This window comes from Fortiea contorta PCC 7126 (genome assembly GCF_000332295.1).
Taxonomy (GTDB): Bacteria; Cyanobacteriota; Cyanobacteriia; order Cyanobacteriales; family Nostocaceae; genus Fortiea; species Fortiea contorta.
The window spans coordinates 2,980,738-2,996,948 of record NZ_KB235930.1 but is presented as its reverse complement, the minus strand read 5'-3'; the positions used below and the strand labels follow the sequence as shown (position 1 = coordinate 2,996,948).

14 protein-coding genes are annotated in these 16,211 nt (G+C 42.7%); 6 read left to right on the top strand and 8 right to left on the bottom strand.

The genetic code is table 11. The annotated features are described in order from the left end of the window. The first annotated feature begins 200 nt into the window (after positions 1-200). Positions 201-848, top strand: coding sequence for a Uma2 family endonuclease (locus MIC7126_RS0113790; RefSeq protein WP_017653748.1), 648 nt, complete (start codon positions 201-203; stop codon positions 846-848). A 280-nt stretch (positions 849-1,128) separates the two neighbouring features. Here MIC7126_RS0113790 and MIC7126_RS0113785 read toward each other — a convergent pair whose 3' ends face one another. The 6 genes from MIC7126_RS0113785 to MIC7126_RS0113760 form a co-directional block, all read right to left on the bottom strand. Continuing rightward, positions 1,129-3,240, bottom strand: coding sequence for an SPFH domain-containing protein (locus MIC7126_RS0113785; RefSeq protein WP_017653747.1), 2,112 nt, complete (start codon positions 3,238-3,240; stop codon positions 1,129-1,131). Positions 3,241-3,504: 264 nt separating this feature from the next. Beyond that, on the bottom strand, positions 3,505-4,248 hold the full coding sequence (locus tag MIC7126_RS0113780) for a M50 family metallopeptidase (protein WP_017653746.1): 744 nt from the start codon (positions 4,246-4,248) through the stop codon (positions 3,505-3,507). Between the two features lie 225 nt (positions 4,249-4,473). Further along, the gene (locus MIC7126_RS0113775; RefSeq protein ID WP_017653745.1) at positions 4,474-5,406 is read right to left on the bottom strand and encodes an FHA domain-containing protein; all 933 of its coding nucleotides are present in this window, start codon (positions 5,404-5,406) and stop codon (positions 4,474-4,476) included. A gap of 139 nt (positions 5,407-5,545) precedes the next feature. Then, a complete protein-coding gene (gene pgl / locus MIC7126_RS0113770) occupies positions 5,546-6,268 on the bottom strand; it encodes a 6-phosphogluconolactonase (RefSeq protein WP_017653744.1) in 723 nt (240 codons plus the stop codon). A 160-nt stretch (positions 6,269-6,428) separates the two neighbouring features. Then, positions 6,429-7,199, bottom strand: a complete 771-nt coding sequence (gene rph / locus MIC7126_RS0113765; RefSeq protein ID WP_017653743.1) for a ribonuclease PH — start codon at positions 7,197-7,199, stop codon at positions 6,429-6,431. Between the two features lie 93 nt (positions 7,200-7,292). Beyond that, positions 7,293-7,904 (bottom strand): adenylate kinase family protein, encoded by a 612-nt coding sequence (locus MIC7126_RS0113760; protein WP_040629789.1) that lies wholly within the window; start codon positions 7,902-7,904, stop codon positions 7,293-7,295. Between the two features lie 348 nt (positions 7,905-8,252). Between MIC7126_RS0113760 and MIC7126_RS0113755 the strand changes: the two genes are divergently transcribed. The 3 genes from MIC7126_RS0113755 to MIC7126_RS0113745 all read left to right on the top strand — a co-directional run bounded on the left by MIC7126_RS0113755 (position 8,253) and on the right by MIC7126_RS0113745 (position 10,713). Next, positions 8,253-8,789, top strand: a complete 537-nt coding sequence (locus MIC7126_RS0113755) for a P-loop NTPase family protein (RefSeq protein ID WP_017653740.1) — start codon at positions 8,253-8,255, stop codon at positions 8,787-8,789. A gap of 87 nt (positions 8,790-8,876) precedes the next feature. Further along, positions 8,877-9,446 (top strand): dCTP deaminase, encoded by a 570-nt coding sequence (gene dcd, locus MIC7126_RS0113750; RefSeq protein ID WP_040630232.1) that lies wholly within the window; start codon positions 8,877-8,879, stop codon positions 9,444-9,446. Positions 9,447-9,561: 115 nt separating this feature from the next. Then, complete coding sequence (locus MIC7126_RS0113745) at positions 9,562-10,713, top strand: homospermidine biosynthesis protein (RefSeq protein WP_017653738.1); 1,152 nt, start codon at positions 9,562-9,564, stop codon at positions 10,711-10,713. 41 nt (positions 10,714-10,754) lie between these two features. Here the strand turns inward: MIC7126_RS0113745 and MIC7126_RS0113740 are convergent, their stop codons facing one another. Together MIC7126_RS0113740 and aroF are read right to left on the bottom strand one after the other, a co-directional pair. Then, positions 10,755-11,975: a LeuA family protein gene (locus tag MIC7126_RS0113740; protein ID WP_017653737.1), complete on the bottom strand. Its 1,221-nt coding sequence runs from the start codon at positions 11,973-11,975 to the stop codon at positions 10,755-10,757. 921 nt (positions 11,976-12,896) lie between these two features. Further along, positions 12,897-13,769, bottom strand: coding sequence for a 3-deoxy-7-phosphoheptulonate synthase (gene aroF, locus MIC7126_RS0113735; protein ID WP_026100243.1), 873 nt, complete (start codon positions 13,767-13,769; stop codon positions 12,897-12,899). A gap of 765 nt (positions 13,770-14,534) precedes the next feature. Here aroF and MIC7126_RS27585 point away from each other — a divergent pair. Then, complete coding sequence (locus MIC7126_RS27585) at positions 14,535-15,068, top strand: hypothetical protein (protein ID WP_051050437.1); 534 nt, start codon at positions 14,535-14,537, stop codon at positions 15,066-15,068. A 407-nt stretch (positions 15,069-15,475) separates the two neighbouring features. After that, positions 15,476-16,123, top strand: coding sequence for a pentapeptide repeat-containing protein (locus MIC7126_RS0113725; protein ID WP_017653734.1), 648 nt, complete (start codon positions 15,476-15,478; stop codon positions 16,121-16,123). The last annotated feature ends 88 nt before the right edge of the window (positions 16,124-16,211 follow it).

Below are 16,211 nucleotides of genomic sequence, written 5' to 3'. Positions count from 1 at the left end.
TTTAATTTCTCAAATTTAATAGTTATTGTTTGCTCAAATATTCGTCTATGTTTACTGTATAGCCATTGCCAGATATTAACAGACACAAATTCATCATTAAATCCCAACATCAAAAGATTTTTCAACCTGTTTCCTGTTGCAGAAATGATAAAATAAAATTTATCCTCCAGCTACCAAATCTGACACAGTAGAATTAAACTATGGTGACGATAGCTACACCCGCAGAAACCAGAGTTTTACTAGAAAATATCAGTTGGCAGACATTTAAAACCGTGCTGACTGAAATGGGTTCAGAACGTAATACTCGGCTGGCTTATGACAATGGCACAATAGAAATTATGACACCACTCATGGCGCACGAAAACTCAAACCGCCTAATTGAGGCTTTTATTGGAGTATTATGCGAAGAGTTGGGATTAGAAATTAAACGAGTTGGTTCTCTTACCTTAACGCGAGATGATTTAGAACGGGGAGGAGAGCCAGATAGCAGTTACTACATCCAGAACGAGTTTTTGGTGAGAAGTAAAGAAAAAATAGATTTAGCATTTGACCCACCGCCAGATTTGGTGCTTGAAGTCGAATATTCCCGGTCGCAGATAGACAAATTAAGACTCTATGCTGCTATGGGAATTCCTGAATTTTGGCGATATAACGGTACTGTATTACGAATTTATCGTCTCGAATCTGGGCAATACTCAGAAATTGAAGTTAGCCCTACTTTTACACCCGTAGCAGTTAAAGAAATTCCCCAGTTTATTCAAGAAAGTAAAAAGAAAGGAGAAATCGCCACAACCAGAACTTTTCGCAATTGGGTTAAACAGCAAATTTTTCCTGCGGTACAAGATTAGACCTCTTGCAAAAGTCGCTCTTAGCGTTCTTTTCTTTGCGTCTTTGCGCCTTTGCGCGAAACAAAAAAAGATTTATGCAAGAAGTCTACTAGAGAAAAGAAACCGTATCAAGTTAAAATTTGCCCTTGCCATCTCTTGTATTTATCTTGAAATTACCAGTTTAGTTAGCGCTTGAGTCATGAGTAAAATCCTCAAAATTAATATGATGTTGGTAATAGCACTTTAGTGAATAAAACTTACTAAAGTGCTGACTACCTAAAAACTAACAAATTCTAGCGATTTACTTATCTCCTGGTAAATCAACCACTATGGGAGGAAAGCCATTTTGTCCTTTTGGTTGAGTTTTCACTATCGGTTGCGGGTGCACGGATGTTGGTGTAATCTCACCTTGTTTACCGGTTTGATTCCATAAAATCATTGATAGTAGCCCATCCACTAAGCCGTTAGTGCTGCCATTGCTACCACCAACTAGGATATCTGGAATTAAGCGGACATTGCGATCGCCTATAATTTGCATTACCTGCATAGCTGTATAACTTTGTGTTCCCAAAGCTTCCACACCAGCTTGATAAGTTTCTGCTTTCGCCGTACCCGTAGCGCGGATACCTTCAGCCTCAGCAATTGCACGGAGTTTGGCTGCTTCCGCTTCACCATTCGCTTGCTTAATCTCGGCTTGGGCTTTGAGTTCAGCAATCTGCACATTTTGCTCTGACTGTACCATTTCTTCTTGGATATCAGCTAATGCTGTTTCCCGCACCAGTTGCTGTCTCTGGGTTTGCGCTAGCTGCTGAACTTCGTAAGTTTTACGTTTTTCTTCCGCAATTTTCCGCTCTGTCAATGTCTGCATTAACTCTTCTGGTGGCGTAATCAAACCAATCAAGGAATCCACCGCTTGGACATCATAAGCACGCAAAGCAGATTTCACGTATTCGGAAGCTTCCACTTGGCGATCGCTGCGCGCACTCAAGAAATCCAAGATAGTATACTCTTGAGCCGAGTTCCGGAAATAATTCCCCACAATGGGCCGCAAAACCTGATCAATGACGTTTTGCATCGAACCCAAGCGGGAAATCACTTTAGGTGCATCTGAAGCGCCGATGTGGATAATTTGGAAAATTTCTAAATCGAAGCTAAAACCATCAAATGATAGCAGTTTCAGCGCCCGTAAATTCGTATCGTAACCGTGTTTGCCAGTAATTCTTTCAGTAAAGTTTAAGACTATATTCGTTGTTGGGACTAGCTCAATTTTCATCACCTTGGTGTTGAGCGGGTGTTTCCCAGGATACAACGGCTCGACCCAAACGCCCTTATGCCCTTGGTTGACCAAATTCCCGTGGGTGAAAGCGGCTCCGCTCACATCTTCGTGTTCTTTACCTACGAAAGAAATCACCACACCCACGTAGCCGATGGGGATTTCCGTCATCGGTACTTGTTCAATATGGACGAACCAAGGATTTAAATTCCAAGAACCTGATAATAATACCTGTTCTTGTAAACCTCTTTGTCCTCGAGCATCGATAAATTTTTGACCGTTCTGGAAATTATCATGTCCAGTAATTACACGTCCGGCGATTTCACCTGGGGGGATAGGTGAACCATCCAAGGTGGTAACAATACCTACCTTTTCTGCTGCAATTTCATGAATATGCAACTGTTGTGAATTCATATCGTGATGACTAGCATTTGCAGCTGTAATCACTTTAAACAGCGCGGTGTTGATGCGGTAAGTGCCTGCGGTGAGAAAACTCATTTGTCGGCCTTTTTCTCCGCCTTGAGTCAGGAATTTCCGCGCGTCTTGGAAGTTGTCACAATCAACAACCTTACCGAGGATGCGCTCTGGTGGGTTGGGTTCGCCATCTGCAGCCACAATCAAGGCGATTTCCCCTTGAGGAATGACAATTACTGACTCTTTTTTGACAGAATACTGCCAAGGCCAATAACCCCAGTGCCAGCCAGGAGCCAAAGTATCAGCCTGTAAACCAGCTTCGCCATTAAGAGCAATCAAGCGTCCAGCTGGGAGTGCACGCCCAGATATGGTGAATTTCCGTACCACGACACCAACTTCCCGCTCGCCGATGACCACCAGTCCGCCAAAGAACAGGGGAATAAATATCACTAAACCGCCAACTACTACAATGGGAATCAAAGCTACAGGATCAATTCCCGCAGCCTGATATGGAGTGTTGGTGGTTTGTAACTGAGTAATAGTTGGTTTGGACTGAGTTAGTTGAACTGATGGCGAGGTAACTGTTTCTGTGGCAGTTATTTTTACACTATTAGCATTCGCACAATTAATACTTGCAGCTACTGTCAATGTTGCTAATAAAGATGTGGCAAAATTAACTAACTTAGATCGCTGACTTTGATTTGAGCAACTTTCAGAGTTTCTCATAATTTGTGCCTCTCCGGGCAACTAATTATCTACAATATGAATTCACCCAAGTTCGCTTGGTTTCTGAAAATTGCCCATATTATCTTAAAAATTCGTCACATTAGGGATTTCCAATTTAAAAAAAATTCAATTTGTAGTGGACTGACACAGCTAAAATAAGATGAGGATAGTAAACAATCGCCGGAATCAAAGGCATAAACCCTAAAATCTTTTTAATCTCTGCCCAAGGGCTTGAGCTTGCGGTCAGCTTACTTGCATCTTCCTCTAGGCTCGACGATAGGCAATGCGGAGACTCTGCACTAAGATTACCCCAGAAGCGATCGCCATTAATCCACCCCAAAACCAATAGGGTAACAATAAATACTTCTGCATCTGCGCTGTATCGGAAAGTCCCAGAAATCCAGCACTGTAGCTAAATAGATAATCTAATTGATGGTAAGTGCTCACACAAGCTTGCACGCCGAGAAATTGAATTGTAAATCCTTGCATCCAGCGCGGCGCTTTCAGAGCAATAGCCAGGATCATTAAACCTAGCAGTGGAATAGCCACAAATCCAAAAGCAGAACGTACCCAAATTAATGTAGACAGTAGCAAAAATCCCCCTAAAATCTTCAAACCGAGGGAAGCTACTGGAAAACTACGGGAAGCCAAAATTAAAGCAGCGCCAGCAATTGGCGGCCCCATCGGCCCAGCAGCAGCAACTAAACCAGGGCCAATAGGGCCTAATGATAAAGCGATCGCATAAGTGGCGACACCAGCACCATTACTAAAAATCTCTAATTTTTGGAACTGTCCCCCCAATAACAGAGCCATCAAGCCATGACCCATTTCGTGAAACCAGGTTGCCAAGATGGTGAAGGGGTATAAAATATAGTTGCCGCCGGGAATTTGCCACAGCAATATAGTAGCGATCGCTGCTGCAATTAACCAAGTCAACCCCATACTTTCTAGCTGTGGTGGCGCTTGTTGGGGGACTAAGTTTGTCAAATTTTTTCCTGGTTCCCTCATGGCTGATAATTCCTGCAAATATTAGGGGCTAGGGACTGGGGGCTAGGGGTTTCAAGACGAGTTAGGGAGATGAGAAAGAAAAAGTATGATCTAATTCCCTATCTTTAATACGCCAAAGCGTAAATAAAGCACCCGTTACAAATCTATGAAAGGCTGAATATACAAGTTTATTAGTTTCATAATTTATACTTTATACTTCAGCCTTTTTGTACCTAGCCCCTAGTTTTACGAAAGTTGAAAGATAAATGTTACCAAGTCACCTTTACCCAAGCTGATGCGATCGCCGGGTCGGAGGCGGTGTCTATTTCCTGCTGACAGTGGCGAGTTGTTAATGTAAGTACCATTAGAACTGCCTACATCTTCTACGTAGTAAGCGCCTCCCTCAACGCGAATATCTGCATGAATCCGTGAGACAATCTCCGAATTCGGAAAACCGGAAACATCGACATCCGGAGGAATACGGTCATTAGGTTTGCCAATGTGAATCACAGACAAAGTTTGTGGTAATTCAATTTCCTTGTCACTCTGCACATGGAAGAGTCGCGCTGTTATCTGCTGCAATTGGGTTTTAGAAACAGTCGCCACAGGCGGGGGAGCGAAGTTACCTACTGTTGCTGCTCCTTCTGGCTCTTGTACAGTTGCTTCTGGCTCTTGTACGGTTGGTTCTGGCTCTTGTACGGTTGCTTCTGGCTCTTGTACAGTTGCTTCCGCTTCCAGCGCCACTGGTGCGGGGTCTGGTGGTGCAGAAATTTCTGGCTGAAAAACGACAGCTTCCACCTCAAGTTCTTCTGCGGGGTCTACTGAGGCTGGTACTGGTGGTTGAGTTGGCGGTACTGGGATGGCGACTGCTGTTGGCGGTAGGGAGGAAACAGCCACTGGTTGTAAAGGTTCTAAAGGCAGATCAGGCACTTCTAAAGGTGGTATTTCTACTGCGACAGTAGGATCGACAGCGAGAGTTGGCGCTACTACTGCTGCTGGCGCCGCCGCCGGGGTGCTAGAGCGGAGATGATAACCACACTGACCGCAAAAAGCAGCATCTGCCTGCACAACTGCCCCACAACTGGGACAACTAGTATTCGCTGGTAATGGTGTATAGCACGCTTCGCATTGGACAGCGCCGTCTGGATTGGGATGATTACAATTGGGACAGACGATCATCGATATTAAGCCTTTGTTCAAGATCACCGTAAAATTTTACTGGCAAGCAGAGAGAACTCCGGGCGGAAATTACCACTGGGAAGTTAGATAAAAGAGCAACTCTAGCTTTAAATGCTCACAATTACTCCTGATAGCAAATTTAGGCTGGGAGTTCCGAACCTGCGGCCGCATCCAGCAACCACCAAAGTTCTCCTTGGGGTTGAATTAAGCGAGATGGATAAGTAAAATCATCCGCTACTGGTGCAAAAACTTGAGCTAAAGCTGGTCGTTTGTTAGCACCTGCAACCACAAAAATAACGCTGCGAGCTGAGTTAATGAATGGGTAAGTAAAGGTGATACGGATGCTGCTGTCTTTGTTACCCACAGTGATCAAGCGATCGCGTACTTTTAACGCTTCTGTGTGCGGAAATAAAGAAGCAGTATGGGCATCATCCCCCATTCCTAGCAAGACTACATCTAAACTGGGTATCTCTCCGGATATGGAAGAAAAAAATTGTTGCAAATGCCTTTCATACTTAGCGGCTGCTAGGGCTGGATCAGCTTCTAGGGTTGGTATAGCGTGAATATTTGCTGCGGGGATGTTCACACGATCCAACCACGCCCGCCGTGCCATCAACTCGTTACTGTCTGGATGATCAGGGGGGACATAACGCTCATCTCCCCAGAATACATGAATCTTATCCCAAGGTAGATTTTGATTAGCGATCGCTTCATACAGAGGCTTTGGTGTACTACCCCCAGAGAGGGCGATGGTGAAGCGTCCCCGCTCCTGAATAGCAGTCTCTATTCTAGACAGGATCAACTCCAGCGCTCGTGCTACCAGCGCTGACTGATCCGGTAAAACTTCAACCGTTTTGTTCATAGCTTTATCATCAGATTGCCGGCTTCCAGCAATACAATACCGAATTTCTGTCGATTCTCCGTTCTAACTTTTGAAACTTTTAATAACTGGTTCTGCAAAATAAATTATGCATTTAGGCGAGGGAACAGGCATTAGGGAACAGGGAATGTAATCAGTCTCATCACCCCACGCTCCCCATCCCCCCATCACCCCATCCCCCCATCACCCCAGCCGAGTCGCTGACGGCTGCTCTCTGGGCGATGAGCAGTTGCTGAATGCCTTTTTCGGCAAAATCTAGTAATTGGTTGAGTTGAAGACGGCTAAAACTACCTGCTTCGGCTGTTCCTTGGACTTCAATAATCCCCAGATGCTGGTTCATGACGACGTTGAAATCGACTGTGGCGGCTACGTCTTCGATGTAGTTGAGATCTAAAAATGGTTCTCCTTGCAATAATCCCACAGACACTGCTGCTATCTGCTCCTTGAGGGGCGATCGCTCTATGACTTTTTGGTGCAATAATTGGGAAATTGCATCAGCTAAGGCGACAAAGGAGCCTGTAATCGCTGTGGTTCTCGTGCCTGCGTCTGCTTGCAATACGTCCGTATCTACGGTTAAGGTGCGTTCTCCAAGAAGCTCAAAATCCACCGCAGCTCTTAAACTGCGTCCAATCAAGCGTTGAATTTCTTGCGTTCGTCCAGACAGTTTCAACAATTCTCGCTCTTGTCTTTGTTGGGTTGCACTGGGTAGCATTCGATATTCAGCAGTTAACCAACCTTTACCAGTTCCTGTGAGAAACTTGGGCACACCCTCAGTGACGCTGACGGTACACAGCACTTGAGTGTCACCGCATTTTGCTAGTACTGAACCGGGCGCAAAACGGGTAAAGCCTGTGTGAAAGCTGATGGGACGGAGCTCGTAAGGTTGTCGGCCGTCTGGACGCTGCCAAACCATTGGAGTTGCCTCTAGATTTTTATTTAGAATACTGCCTTAAGATTACCTTTTTGTTAGAGAGGGAAAATTTTTAAGTTTGATTGATTGCAGTTTTCAAGTGAGTGAGAGTAGATTCAAAATATTCTGCTGGACAACTTCTCGGAGTTGGTCGCCGTTGATGGTGAGCAGGCGGCGACGGCGATCATAGTATTCTAAGATGGGGACAGTGCGATCGTAAAATAATTCTATCCGGCGCTGGACTATTTCTGGTTGTTCATCTGGTAGCGATCGCCCTAGACAACGGCTGACCATGACAGCTTCTGGTACTTGTAAATAAATCGCCCAGTCTAATTTTTGCCCTAGGGAATCGAGTAAAAAATCTAACTCTTCTGCTTGAAAGGCTGTGCGGGGATAGCCTTCTAATAACCAACCATTATTAATATCTAGTTGTTTTAACTGAGTGCGAATTAATTCGATCATCATATCGTCTGGCACTAGCTCGCCTTTCTCTATAAAGGGCTGTGCGTAATAACCCAAATTGTTAATGCTAGAATTGCTTCCTAAACCCAAAGCAGTTTCCTGGGGGAGTGAGGACTTGTCCCCAGACATCGCTTGCCGTAAAATCTCACCTGTAGAAATATAAGGAATGTCGAAGTGTCTACAAAGCCTTTGTCCTTGAGTACTTTTCCCCGATCCTGAACCTCCCAGAATCACCAATCTTACCACTAGTCGCTCCTCGTCCTGTCAAACTCACAACCTTCTGATTCTGTTTTGCCCAAACAGACAATAAATCTAACATTTGGCGTTTTTCAGTCATTCAATCCAGCTTTTGTCATGATTTTTGGTCTTTATTGGTTTTTTCTCCTTTTTACGACTATTTTTGTTTACAAAATACCAATCTCCACCCCAGGAAGTCTTGACTTCAGGATCAACCCAGTGCTTGACTATTGACTGATGAATGCAGCTTGCTCCAGGTCTACATTCAGAGAAATCATGTTGATTATATAGGTAAATTAGCGATCGCTAATCTCTGTAAAATTGCTCACATAAATTGTATTTTTTAAACTTAATTCTATGGTGGCTCAATTAGACACCCCTGGTGTAAATTCAACCCTTAGCTTACTGACTCCTGTGGCAGGATTGGTGCAAGTTTTCACTAGTCCTCACCGTAACTTTTTCACAACCGTCATGGCTCAATCACTGAGAATTGCTGGTCAAGGTACTCCAGTATTAGTGGTACAATTCCTCAAAGGCGGTATTGGACAAGGACAAGACCGCCCGATTCAGCTAGGACAAAATTTAGATTGGATTCGCTGCGATTTACCGCGTTGCATTGATACACCACAGTTAGACGACTCGGAAAACCAAGCCTTACAACAGCTATGGCAATACACACAACAGGTAGTATGTGAGGGTAAATACACCCTCGTGGTTTTGGATGAGTTAAGTTTGGCAATTAATTTTGGTTTGATTCCCGAAGCCGAAGTTTTAGCCTTCCTCGCCAACCGCCCCCCCCATGTCGATATCATCCTTACTGGGCCAGAAATGCCAAAATCTCTCCTAGATGTGGCAGATCAAATTACCGAAATTCGTCGCAGTCATCGTCCATGACAAGAATGTACCGCTTTACGTTATCCTAGTAAATTCGTTGGAATTACTTGTGAAGTTGTGATCAAAAATGATATCTGGATTACCGAAATGGCTCAACAGGGGATGATTTCACCCTTTGAGCCAAGTTTAATCCGCAAATTACAACAGGATGCGTCTTCGTCAGTCCAGCCTGTGATCAGTTATGGTTTATCTTCCTATGGCTACGATATCCGGCTTTCTCCCGCTGAATTCCGCATTTTTCGCCATATTCCCGGAACTGTAGTTGATCCTAAAAATTTTAATCCTCACAATCTAGAACCGACACCCTTGCATACGGGTACTGATGGTAGCTATTTTATCTTACCTGCCCATTCCTACGGTTTAGGAGTAGCTCTCGAAAAAATCGAAGTCCCAAATAATATTACAGTAATTTGTATTGGTAAATCTACTTACGCACGTTGCGGAATTATAGCAAATTTAACACCTGCAGAGGCAGCGTGGCGGGGTCATTTAACTTTGGAATTTTCTAATTCTTCCAGCGCTGATTGTCGCATCTACGCCCAGGAAGGTGTGGTACAGTTGCTGTTTTTAGAAGGGGAACCCTGCGCTATTAGTTATGAAGCGCGCCAGGGTAAATATCAGGATCAGCCGCAGATGGTGACTTTAGCAAAAGTTTAATTTGGCGAAAGTTTAAAGCGATCGCTTTCTTCATATCAGCACAGAGGTCATACAAGAAAACACTGAAAGCTCGTTACCATTAGATTCGGCGTGTTTACTTTTCGGGAGTGCAAAAATGTCAAAACAGCAGGGTCAAAAAATCGCACCTGTACCTTTATCAACTGATATCGGTGTGGTGGATTTGATTGATAATTACTTCACTGCTTACAACTCGGCGCGGTTGCGGGAAATCTGTCAACTGCTGAGTCGGGATGTATTCCAGGGGGATGTGACTGTGGGTGTGAGTCTTTCTGGAGCGATGACACCAGCAGGATTCGGAGTTTCCGCACTTGCGCCTTTAATTCGCAGCGGCTTTATCGACTGGATGATTAGCACTGGTGCGAATCTCTATCATGATATGCACTATGGCTTGGGTTTTGAATTGTTTGCTGGTAGTCCGTTTGCGGATGATGTCAAGCTGCGTGAGCAAGGGACTATCCGGATTTATGACATCATGTTTGGCTATGATGTGTTGCTAGAAACAGATGCTTTTATCCGTAAGATTCTGCAAGCGGAACCATTTCAGAAGCGGATGGGAACTGCTGAGTTTCACTATCTGCTGGGTAAGTATGTCCGGGAAGTAGAGAAACAATTGGGCGTGAAGCACTCGTGTTTGTTAGCGACAGCTTATGAATATGGCGTGCCGATTTACACATCTTCCCCTGGTGACAGTTCCATTGGAATGAATGTAGCTGCTTTGGCGTTGGAAGGTTCAGAGTTGGTGTTAGATCCAGCAATTGACGTGAATGAGACAGCTGCGATCGCTTACAATGCGCGGGAAGGAGAAGGTAAAAGTGCAGCTGTAATTCTTGGCGGCGGTAGTCCTAAAAACTTTTTGCTACAAACCCAGCCGCAAATCCACGAGGTATTAGGGCTGGAAGAACGGGGACATGATTATTTTGTTCAGTTTACTGATGCGCGTCCTGATACAGGTGGGTTATCCGGGGCGACACCTTCGGAAGCAGTGAGCTGGGGTAAGATTGACCCAGATGAGTTACCCAGCACTATTGTTTGTTATACCGATAGCACGATCGCTCTACCGTTAGTAACAGCATATGTCCTCAACCAGTGTCAACCTCGCCCATTGAAGCGATTGTATGACCGACGCGAGGAAATATTGGCGACACTGCAAAAAGATTATCTAGCAGCTAGAGCAAAGCCATCTGTAGCTGACAGTGCTTCTGAAGGAGTCGCAACTTATCCTTGCGGTACACCGATTCGGAAATAGTTTATTAACAACCGTTTCCAAGGGCGAACAACCGTTCGCCCCTACCCGTGTACCTCATGTACATGAAAAACGCTGTAAATACTACAAATCTCACTATTAATTATCTGGTTAAGGCAGAAACGTTCTATAATTGCGGGCAGTTCCTTTTCAATGTCGATGGGGTTTCCTCTTCTGGCAATTTCTTTAATTTCATGGAGAATTTTGCTCACAACAGCTTGATTTTCAGCTATTTCGCTTCTACCTATTTGTTTGAGAGCGAGTTGAATCGCAGTGTATCCTGATTGCATTCCTAAAGCAAAGCTACTCTTTATACCGATAATTTCCGGATTTAAACTTTGATATAGTTCTTCGTTTTTAGCCACAGCTTTCACGTGTACACCAGCATAGTGAGTAAACGCATTTTTACCGACTATAGGGTGATGGGGTGGAATGGGTATATGGGAATGCTCACTGACTAAATCGTATAATTTCTTTAAGTATGTGAGATCCCACGCTGGTTTTTCTGCAAACATGTCTGTGAGATTGATCAGTAACTCTGCCAAATCCACAATTCCTGCTCTTTCTCCAATTCCCATAACTGTGACGTCAATAATATCAGCTCCTGCTTTGTATGCATCGAGCGCATTCGCCAAGGCTAAACCTCGATCATTGTGACAATGAACTTCTATTTTTGGATGTAAGTTCAGTTTTGCCAATTCTGTTTTGAGGGTTTTCACATAATAAGATATGCTGCGGGTTTCGTGGAATGGAGTTGTGTATCCGGTTGTATCAGCGATGCTAATGATATTAGCTCCTGCTTGGACGGCTACACTAGCTGCGGCGATAATATCTTCGATTGGCGAACGGACTGTATCTTCTGGAGTATATCTAATTAATAAGTCGCTTTGCTGTTTTCTTGCGTAGGTGATGACTTCAGCAATTCTTGCAATAGCAGCTTCTAAACAGAGATTGTAATCTTGTTGTAATCGCTTCTGGGAAACACTAAAAAAAATTCCTAAAAAGTTGATTCCACAATCTAGTGCTTTGTTCACATCATCGATGCGACACCGCGAATGCGCGCCTATTTTGGCTTTGAGTCCAGCGTTAGCAATGCGAGTAATCGCTACAGCAATTTCTCGATCTACAGCAGGATTTCCAGCTTCAATAATATCAATTCCTATGTGATCTAAAAACTGAGCGATCGCTAATTTAATCTCAGGAGAAAAATAAACGCCTGGAGTTTGTTCACCTTCTCTCAAGGTAGAGTCAAGAATTTGAATCATACTTTCCTATAATTTTAGGTACGATTTTCCACCAAGACTTATTTGTGATGTATAATGCGCGTTTTCCTATTTGTATTCGCCCCTACATAATTATTTCTCAACCTTGTATTCAGCCACTTAATTTCTTTCGTTTTTCTGTGAAAATGGTATCACAATATATACAATTTATCGGCTCATGTTATCTAAACTTCGTAAGTAGCAATAATTTGATGCTAAATTACAACTTACTAAAAATTTCTCCAATATTTTATCCATTAATTGTTATTCACAACAAAATGGATTAATAGAGTATATGTAAATAACTGAATTTTTTATAAAAAAAACTGCAATAAATAAACAGATTACATAAGTGACAATGAAAATTTTGACTAAGTTACTACCATTTCTCAAACAAGGAAAATTAGGGGTATTACCCCTTAGACCATTTTTGCTTTTTGGCTGTAAAACCAGATTCCACAGTCTTTTGAAGCGAAAAAGATTCTGCCAAATTGGCAGCCAAAACATTTTTATTAGAGTTTAAATAAGATATCAACAGGAGGGGAGATAAAAAAAGAAGAAGCAGGAATCGGGTGAAAGTTCCTAATTCAACTTAACTCCCAACCATTGCCAGTTGTTGATTAAGCGCTGTCGAAAAACCGCTACACGACATCACAGCGCCTAGTCACCGCTTCATTACAACTGGCTAAAATTCAGCTAGAAAAGACATAAAGATGTTAATTAAAATTCCTCATCCACAAAAGGGTGAGGAATTTTTTAATGGGTAATTGGTAATGGATAATTGGAAAAAAAACATTACCAAAAACAATGATTTATCTGCCAGCGTATTTTGGCAAATTACTAGAATTTTTTTCTAGTTCTAGTTTGCAAAAACAAACTATATTCGCAAGGAAAAAATAATTAAACATCGCTCTTAGTGAAGATTTAAGCAACACAAAATATGGGGGTCGGCTCTAAACCCGCCCCCGTTGTTGTGGAAATATTGCGTCCTACTGCTGCGGCTATAGGTTTGAGACTATGCACTAAATTCACCATTTCTTCTAGAGATATGGCTTGACGCGCATCAGAGACTGATTTTTCTGGTTCTGGGTGACACTCAATAATTAATCCATCCGCCCCACAAGCAACAGCAGCTTTCGCCATCGGTGCAACTAATTCCCGTTTACCGACAGCATGGGATGGATCTACAATTACGGGTAGGTGAGTAATTTGCTTGAGAGCCGCAACCGCTCCTAAATCTAAAACATTGCGAGTGTAATTATCAAAGCTGCGGATACCCCGCTCGCAGAGTACCACATCTGGGTTGCCGTGGCTCAAAATATATTCGGCTGCCATCACTAACTCTTCAATTGTCGCCGCCAAGCCACGCTTGAGCAATATCGGTTTACCAGCTTGTCCTAAAGCTTTGAGTAAGTCGAAGTTTTGCATATTGCGGCTACCAACTTGGAGCATATCAGCGTGGGTAGCCACTATTTCAATTTGAGAAATACACATGACTTCAGTAATGACAGGGACATTGTAGCGCGATCGCACGTCTGCCAAAATTTTTAGTCCCTCTTCACCCATCCCCTGAAAAGCGTAGGGAGAACTGCGGGGTTTATAAACACCACCGCGCAACCCTTGTACAGGCGCTACAGCTAGCTGTTGAGCAACTTTTTCCATTTGCTCCGGGCTTTCAACTGTACAAGGGCCACCAATAATTACCAGTTCTTCACCACCGAAAGCAACTTTATCCGTCAGTTTGATGATTGTTTGGTGGTTGAGATGAGATTTTGCAGCGAGTTTAGCATTAATCATGGTTTGATTTTCTTGAAAAATTGGGTATTGGGCATAGAGTGTTGGGTATTGGGCATGGATGGTAAGATTTTCTATCAGTACACCACAGTGCAAATAAACCACCCATTGCAAAAAGCCCAAAAGCTGACCGTACAAATTTCTTAATTTCATCCTTGAGACTTCAGACTTCATCCTTCCTTCAGCGCCTCTAGTCATAAAAAAAGCCCGGAAGCTTTAGTTCCGGGCGCGTTATGATCTATCGACACGACGCTATTTACCCGGAGTTTGCACTGGGCCAAAAATAAAAGCCATAAAACCAGCTACTGAAATAGGTCATAACGATGCAGATTCTCCTTAAAAAACAAAAACCGCAGAGTTGGCTCTGCGGTTCACCGGGCGGCTTCCATGTGGAAACTTCATTCACCGCCGGTGAACCGCTCTAAACCAAAAATAAAAATAGGTGTAGGAATGAAACATGTCTAAGGTGTCCGCTTGAGATATTTGGTTAGACTTCTACACACACAAAATATCAGACGTGATTGGTGGCGTCAAGACCCCCACGACACCCAAAAAAGGGTTAAACTCATTACTATTCTACCCATCAAGACTGGAAACCCTTGAATTTACATAACTTTACAGCCATTTGGCACTGATGGGTAAGGGAAATGACTGATCGGTAAAAATCTGCAAATTTGATGACTTTGATCTAATGCTGCTGCTACTCAATCAAATTTTTCAGCTAGTAAGCCTTTAATTTGCATCTTTTGGAATTTGAAATTGCGTATGATACCCGCTTCCAAACTTTTAACCACACGTTTTGACTATCATGGGGTTTATCCTTGTCCAGTCTGTCATGTGGGTAAGATTACTCACATGCCATTAATGGAAACTATGGCTTGTGATTTTTGTCAAGAGATTTTCACTGTCAATTTAGAACAACAGCAATTAAAAATGCCTTCCAGACAACCACCTCTAATTTGGCATTGGAACGGCTTTAACTGGACAGAAGCTCAATTAGAAGGTGTGGAATTAGGTTGGGGTTATGGATTAGCTGCCATCAGTTTCATCATTTTTCCCACCACCCTAATTGGCATCGTTGCTTATAATTTTCCGCCAAATTTACATGAACCAATTACTTGGCTACCATCAATATGGACAATCTTAACTTTTTTGTTGCATTTAGCAATTATTGTTTGGATTTTTATTGAGATTTATCAAATTCCTGTTGTGGCATATTTGAGAGCGATAAATCGGTGGAGAAATGATGAACTCGATAGATGGAGACACGGGCAAAATTCAGCTTCCTCTAACCGCAATTGATGAAGGGATAGGTAAATAAGCTGGCTACGAGCGACGCCTGAATGTTAGGTTAATGATGTATATCGTCAAGATATATGAAATGGTAGGCGTTAAAAATCATTGACAAATTAAGTGAAACTGCAAAACTAATTGTTACAATTTCTAGACAATCTTCACTGAAAGATGAAATATGAAATTACCCCATGCATTCAGATAGCATATAAATAAAGTAATTTGGCAAAAAAAGCTGATATGTCCAAGAATGAACGTATGCTGAAAAATTAGCGAAAAATATAACGAATTATACTGAAAAATATCAAATTATATTTGAACTAAAATTACAGGAAATAACAGAGATTTAATAAAGAATTGAGCCGATAGACGGCAGCATCACTCATAATTAAGCTGATTGTTCACTAAAACATCTTATGAGCGAATTGGAGCGGTATTATAGAATATTGGAATTAGAGCCAGGAGCCACACTTGAAGAAGTGAACCAGGCTTACAAAGATTTGGTTTTTGTATGGCATCCTGATCGCATTCCTAAAGAAAATCTCCGCTTACAACAAAAAGCTCAAGATAAGCTCAAAGCAATTAATGAAGCTCGTGATAAATTGCGTTCTTTAAAAAATAAGTACCAAACTTCAACTTACTCACCACCTGCTCAACAAAAACAACCACAGGAAACCACTTATCAACCAGTACAAAGAAACTCAGATTTGAGTGGTAAAGACTTCAGTCGCGCTAACTTAAGCAATAAAGATTTATCCGGTAGAAATCTCAGTTTTGCTAACTTGAGTGGCGCTAATTTGAGTGATACTTTTATGCACAAAGTTAATCTCAGAGGTGCAGATTTATCTGAAGCAAATTTGTTTAGAGCTAACTTACTTTTAGCTGATATGCGGGAAGCAAATTTGCGCTCCGCAAACTTAATAGGCGCGGATCTCAGCGGTGCTGATTTGCGGGGAGCCGATTTAACAGGGGCGCGGATTCGTTCTGGCGATCGCTTGCTTGTAAAATTGATTGGTGCTAACCTCGCAGGTGCTATCATGCCTGATGGGGCAATTCATAGTTAATCGATGATTGGGTGTCGGGAAGAATATACCCGATTGTCTGCCATATTTGTGGTTCAATAAAAAGTATCTTTTTGTCAAAAATCTAGTG

What these genes read in the sequence shown, in the direction of transcription:
- MIC7126_RS0113790 (WP_017653748.1), top strand. Translation starts at nt 201, where the DNA reads ATGGTGACGATAGCTACACCCGCAGAAACCAGAGTTTTACTAGAAAAT.
- MIC7126_RS0113785 (WP_017653747.1), bottom strand. Translation starts at nt 3,240, where the DNA reads ATGAGAAACTCTGAAAGTTGCTCAAATCAAAGTCAGCGATCTAAGTTA.
- MIC7126_RS0113780 (WP_017653746.1), bottom strand. Translation starts at nt 4,248, where the DNA reads ATGAGGGAACCAGGAAAAAATTTGACAAACTTAGTCCCCCAACAAGCG.
- MIC7126_RS0113775 (WP_017653745.1), bottom strand. Translation starts at nt 5,406, where the DNA reads ATGATCGTCTGTCCCAATTGTAATCATCCCAATCCAGACGGCGCTGTC.
- pgl (WP_017653744.1), bottom strand. Translation starts at nt 6,268, where the DNA reads ATGAACAAAACGGTTGAAGTTTTACCGGATCAGTCAGCGCTGGTAGCA.
- rph (WP_017653743.1), bottom strand. Translation starts at nt 7,199, where the DNA reads ATGGTTTGGCAGCGTCCAGACGGCCGACAACCTTACGAGCTCCGTCCC.
- MIC7126_RS0113755 (WP_017653740.1), top strand. Translation starts at nt 8,253, where the DNA reads ATGGTGGCTCAATTAGACACCCCTGGTGTAAATTCAACCCTTAGCTTA.
- dcd (WP_040630232.1), top strand. Translation starts at nt 8,877, where the DNA reads ATGGCTCAACAGGGGATGATTTCACCCTTTGAGCCAAGTTTAATCCGC.
- MIC7126_RS0113745 (WP_017653738.1), top strand. Translation starts at nt 9,562, where the DNA reads ATGTCAAAACAGCAGGGTCAAAAAATCGCACCTGTACCTTTATCAACT.
- MIC7126_RS0113740 (WP_017653737.1), bottom strand. Translation starts at nt 11,975, where the DNA reads ATGATTCAAATTCTTGACTCTACCTTGAGAGAAGGTGAACAAACTCCA.
- aroF (WP_026100243.1), bottom strand. Translation starts at nt 13,769, where the DNA reads ATGATTAATGCTAAACTCGCTGCAAAATCTCATCTCAACCACCAAACA.
- MIC7126_RS0113725 (WP_017653734.1), top strand. Translation starts at nt 15,476, where the DNA reads ATGAGCGAATTGGAGCGGTATTATAGAATATTGGAATTAGAGCCAGGA.